4 protein-coding genes and 1 pseudogene are annotated in these 5,633 nt (G+C 70.6%); all 5 read left to right on the forward strand.

The window, feature by feature from the left end:
- Positions 1–1,391: pseudogene (locus tag AC1D01_RS18345) on the forward strand (hypothetical protein); the annotation flags it as partial.
- Positions 1,392–1,687: 296 nt separating this feature from the next.
- A complete protein-coding gene (locus tag AC1D01_RS18350) occupies positions 1,688–1,993 on the forward strand; it encodes a hypothetical protein (protein WP_047507407.1) in 306 nt (101 codons plus the stop codon).
- A gap of 20 nt (positions 1,994–2,013) precedes the next feature.
- Positions 2,014–2,343, forward strand: coding sequence for a TrbC/VirB2 family protein (locus tag AC1D01_RS18355; RefSeq protein WP_477868750.1), 330 nt, complete (start codon positions 2,014–2,016; stop codon positions 2,341–2,343).
- A 21-nt stretch (positions 2,344–2,364) separates the two neighbouring features.
- A complete protein-coding gene (locus AC1D01_RS18360; RefSeq protein WP_477868752.1) occupies positions 2,365–4,899 on the forward strand; it encodes a VirB4 family type IV secretion system protein in 2,535 nt (844 codons plus the stop codon).
- A partial coding sequence (locus tag AC1D01_RS18365) for a hypothetical protein (protein WP_477868754.1) occupies positions 4,896–5,633 on the forward strand: 738 nt, incomplete at its 3' end. The genes AC1D01_RS18360 and AC1D01_RS18365, both read left to right, overlap by 4 nt.

A 5,633-nucleotide genomic window follows, 5' to 3' on the forward strand; every position in this document is an offset into this window, starting at 1 on the left:
GCTTCGTGCTGCGCCACCGCAGCGCGGTCGGCGCGGCGCTGCTGGCCAACCTGGCGCTCGCGGCCGGCCTCGCGCTGATGGTGCACGAGACGCAGCGCGCGCAGCACCAGCGCGCCCGCGCCGAGCAGCATTTCGCGAGCGTGCGCTCGCTCGGCCGGGTGCTGATCTTCGACGTGCACGACGCGATCCAGAACCTGCCCGGCGCGACGCCGGCGCGCAAGCTGGTGGTCGAGCATGCGTTGTCCTATCTGAACGACCTCAGCGAGGATCCGTCCACCGATCCGGCGGAGGACACCGGGCTGCGCACCGAGATCGCGGCCGGCTACCGCAAGGTCGGCGACATCCAGGGCCAGCCGTTCGGCGCCAACCTCGGCGACCCCGAAGGTGCGCGCCGCAGCTACCTGCGGGCGCGCGAGCTGCTGACCGCCGTGCTGGCCGCGGCCGCGCCGGGCGACGCGCGCGATGCCGCGCAGCGCGAGCTGGTGGTGGTGCACAAGCGGCTGGGCGCGCTGTCGGATTCGCTGGGCGAGCTGGCGCAGGCCGATGCGATGCTGCGCGCCGGCATCGCGCTCGCGCAGGGGCTGGTCGATGCGCACCCGGGGGATGCCAGCTTCGCGTCGCTGCTGGCGGCGATGCACGGGCAGCTGAGCCAGCTGAAGTTCTACGCCGGCGACTTCCCGGCCTACCTGCAGGCCGCCGACCTCGAGTTCCGCGCGCTCAGCGAGATCGTGCGGCGCCGGCCCGACGACGCCGAGGCGGTGATGAGCCTGTCGGTGTGGCACGACCTGCGCGGCCAGTACCTCGCGCAGCGCGACGACAGCCTGGCGAGCGGCCGGCTGGCCCTGCAATCGTTCGAGGCCTCGATGCGGCTGAAGCAGCAGCTGCTCGACCGCGAGCCGCGCAACGGCAGCTACATGCGCTACGCGGCGAGCGAGCACCTGAACCTGGGTGTCACGCTGCTGCGCGTGAACCAGCCGGCGCAGGCGATCGCGGCGTACCGGCAGGGCACCGCCTTGCTGGCCGAGCTGTCGCGGCTGGATCCGGACAACATGGACGCCCGCCAGGCGCTGGCGCTGGCCAGCAACAACCTGAGCGGCGCGCTGTACCGGGGTGGCGACCTGCCCGGCAGCGCCCGGGCGGCGCGCGAGTCGATCGCGGTGTTCGAGTCGCTGTCGGAAGGGGCGCGCGCCGATGTCGCGGCGCTGCGCATCCAGGGCCGCAGCCACTTCMAACTGGGCCGCGCGCTCGCGCGCAGCGCGCCGCGCGAGAGCTGCGAGCACTACCGGCGCTCGCTGGCGATCCTGGTCGACCTGCAGGCCCGCGTCGGCCTGGCGCCGGGGCAGCTCGACCCGGCCGAAGTTCGGTCCGCGCTGGCGCGCTGCCGCAGCTGAGCGTCACTCCCCGTTCGGGCTGAGCCTGTCGAAACCCTCGCGTCATGCGAGCAGGCCCTTCGACAAGCTCAGGGCGAACGGGGTGGGGCACCGCGCGTGCGGGAGCCCGCACGTCCGCGACGGAGCAGTGCGAACTGCTGCACTTCCACGACCTCCGCATCCACACCCGCGCCTCACACCCATCCACGCGATTCACAAATCAAATCAAAGGCTTGGCCTCACCGCCACGACAGCGCAACGACGCTGGCATGCCTCTCGCGATAAGCCATGTGGCCTGACCCACGGAGCGAGACGCCATGGCAGAGACGAAGAAAGACCGCAGCCTGCAGGAAGTGAAGATCTTCGCGCGGGAGAACACGATCTGGGGCATCCCCAGCAAGCAGTTCATCGGCGCCGCGGTGCTGACGGTCGCGATGCTCACGCAGATCCCGTTCGTCTTCGCGTTCGCGATGGGCGGCCTGCTGTTCGGCGTGCTGTTCGCGATCTACAACGACGACCCGCGCGCGCTGCTGGCCTGGCAGCGCTCGGTGGGCCGCCCGGTCCGCTGGTCGGCCTGTGCGCGCAACCCGCGACGCGTCGTCATCGTTCCCTTCCACAAGTGACAACCACAGGAGTGCCTTCCATGCGTGTTCAATCCCTCGCGCGGCATCTTGCCGCCCCGCTGTCCGGCTTGCTGCTGTCGCTGCTCAGCGCATCCGCCCATGCCCAGGCCACCGCCGCCAACTTCGACAGCCTGCGCACCTTCCTGCAGGCGTTCGCGAACTTCATGACCGGCCCGTTCGGCAAGGCGGTGGTCGTGGTCTCGATCGTCGCGGCCTTCTGCACCTGGGTGTTCGCGCCGAAGGACGGCATCTTCGGCCCGGTGCTGCGGGTGGTGGTCGCCGGCATCGCGATCATGAACGCCGCACTGTGGATCGCACAGTTCGGCGGCGCCGGCAACATCACGCTGTAACCCGCACGGACGCGACCGGCCATGGGTGCCAGGGACAAGATCGGCTCGGTGCTGGACCTGCACACCGCCTACGGTGTGTACAACGGCTTCGTGCTCACCAAGACCGGCTCGCTGATCGGGGCGATCGAGCTCTCGGGGCGCGACCCCGACGGCATGGCCGCCATCGACCACCAGGGCATGACGCACATCGCCCGCGTGATCTACGGCGCGCTGCCGAAGGCGGTCGCGGTCACGCAGTACTTCGCGCACTTCGAGGGCGCCAAGGTCTCGTTGCTGCGCCGCGAGCACCCGATCAGCGACCTGATGTCGAGGCAGCGCGAAGCCTTCCTGAACGGCCGCGACCTGTGCAACTCTCGCCTGGTGCACTACTTCGAGGTGCAGGCCGGCGAGAACTCCAACAAGCTCGACGTCGCCAGCCTCGTCAAGCACCTCGCGATGTCGCCGGTCAGCAGCGCGAGCCGCCGCATGGTGAAGCAGACGCTCGGCAAGGACGGCGCGCTGCTCTACCTCGCCGAGCAGCTGGAGCGCCAGTCGTGGATGCTGAAGGACGCGCTCGCGGTGCTGGTGGCCAAGTGGTCCGGGATCATGGGCGTCGAGCAGCTCGGCATCGACGAGCTGTGGGCGCACATGCGCTTCCTCGCGACGCTGCAGCCGCGCCGCCTCGACACCGCGCGCCACGAGACGCCGCCCGAGAGCAACTGGGACCACTTCCTGTCGAGCGGCGACGTGCGCCACCTGCGCGTGCACAACATGGACGTGCTGAAGATCGACGACGCCGAGCACCAGTACGTGAAGATCGGCGCGGTCAGCCGCCTCGGCAGCCCGGTGCGCGAGGGGCTGTGGGGCCATGGCGACGACTCGCCGGCGCGGCTGCGCGGCAACTACCTGCTGATGCACCGCTTCACGCCGTTCAGCGAGTTCAAGCGCTCGATGCTGTTCCGCAACAAGCAGACCGAGCTGGAGCGCAGCGCGATCAGCCCGTGGGACGTGCTGCAGGGCCGCGAGCGCTCGCTGTACGAGAAGCAGGCGACGATGAAGCCGGTGATCGCCGACAAGATCGCCGAGCTCGGCGAGGCCGAGGCGCTGGACGAGACCTGGGGCCAGGGCCACAGCTTCGTCGCCGCCTTCCATCCCGATCCGGTGCAGCTGCGCGAGACCGTGCTGTCGCTCGACCGCGCCTGCTCCAACGTCGGCCTCTCGCTGGTGTGGGAGGGCGTCGACCTGCCCTACGCGTACCAGACCCTGCAGCCCGGCGGCCAGCACAAGAGCATGCGCGACATGGTGCTCAACGGCACGCAGAGCGCCGCCGCCGCGCTGCTGTACCAGAGCGCGCTCGGCCAGCCCTGCGTCGAGGACCTGGGCGGCGAGGAGGCGCAGTACGTGCTGGAGAGCCGCGACGGCCGGCCGTTCTTCTTCAGCAACTTCATCGGCGGGCGCGCGATGCTGGTCGGGATCGGGCCGATCCGCAGCGGCAAGACCTTCCTGAAGAACACGCTGGCGACGCACTTCCTGAAGTACGGCGGCGTGATCCGCGCGATCGACATCGACCCCGGCACCGAGACGCTGGCGCAGGCCTTCGGCGACGACGGCGGCATCTTCCGCGTCACCGCCGACGGCCGCCACGGGCTGAACCCCTTCGTCAACTACCAGGGCCCGCACGACATCGGCTTCGTCGTGCACATGACCGAGCTGCTGGTGGAGATGATGCGGGCCAACGACGACCCGCTGCTGCAGCAGCTTGCGCACAACGAGCAGGAGTACCTGGACGGCGCGATCCGCAAGACACTGCTGCTGCCGACCTCGATGCGCACGCTCGATTCGCTGGTGGCCCACATGCCGATGCAGCTGGCGCAGAAGTTCACCCGCTGGACGCGCGGCACCGACCCGCAGATGGCCGGCCGCTACGCGCCGCTGTTCGGCGCCACCGTCGACTCGGCCGGCGGGCTGGACAAGCGCGTCGGCGTCTACAACCTGCAGGCGGTGCGCGACGACGAGAACGCGATGCGCCCGCTGCTGCTGGAGCTGTTCTACCGCATCACYCGCACCTTCGAGGATCCGGCCAAGCGCGGCGTGCCGAAGGAGCTGCACGTCGACGAATGCCACCACGCGCTGCGCCTGAAGTCGTTCGCCGAGTACCTGGTGGCCAAGGTGCGCACCTGGGGCAAGTGGGGCGCCGGCGTGCAGCTGTGGACGCAGTCGCCCGAGGAGCTGCTGCGCAGCGACAGCTGGGCCGCGGTGCGCAGCGCGGCCAGCACCTTCATCTTCATGTCCGACCCGAAGATGGATGACGCGCTGTACCGCGAGACCTTCCCGTTCCTGCAGGCGGGCGAGTGCGAGGCGATCCGCTCGCTGGTGCCCAAGCGCCAGGCCTTCCTGGTGCAGCAGGAGCTGGGCGTCGCGAAGATCATCAACCTGGTGGTGGAGCCCGAGCAGTACGTGATGAACACCTCGCACCCGCGCGAGGCGGCGATCCGCACCGCGCTGATCGAGGAGCACGGCTACCAGCGCGGCATGCAGCTGACGCTCGCCCGCTTCAAAGAGGAAGGCATCCTGTGATCGCGCCTCGCCTGCTGTTCGTCGCGGCGCTGCTCGGCTGCTGTGCGTGGGCACGTGCCGCCGGCGATCCGGAGATCGACGAGCTGGTGCGCGAGATCGAGCGCCTGCCGCCGCAGGCCTTCGAACAGGATCCGCAGGGCTGGCAGGAGGTGCTGGAGCTGCTGGAGAACTACGCCGCGTCGCAGGCGAGTACCGCGAAAGCCGCACCGCGGCGTGCCACCGCCGCAACCGGCGCGCCGGGCATGACGGCCGGGCAGCAGCGCGATGCGTTCGGCCAGTTGCTGGGCGGCGTGCGCGAGCTGCCGGTCAACGACCTGGCGAGCCTGATGGTGTCGGCCGGGCTGGCCCAGGTCGACCCGCCGCGCGGCCCGAACGAGGCGATCGACCCGCGCGCCGCGGTGCAGCTGATGCGCTGGGCCGAGTCGGCGCGCAACGTGCCGGCCGGTGCGCCGTCGTTCGGCGTGCTGCCGCTGTTCCAGCCCGACACCTTGCGGCTGCTCGCGCGCCGCGTCGAGCTCGCGAACGCCGGGCAGCCGCGCGCCGCCGCGCTGAACGACACGATGCAGGCCAGCATCGCGACGCTGAGCCGGCGTGCCGATGAGGAAAGCCGCACGCTGCTCGACCTGCGGCGTGCCGGCCAGGCCAGTGGGCAGCGCCTGGGCGCGCTCGACGGGCTGATGCAGGCGGCCACCGCCGCACCGCTCGCCGACCCCGCCGCCGAATCGGCCCAGCTC

Source organism: Rhizobacter sp. P3_B12, assembly GCF_056402895.1.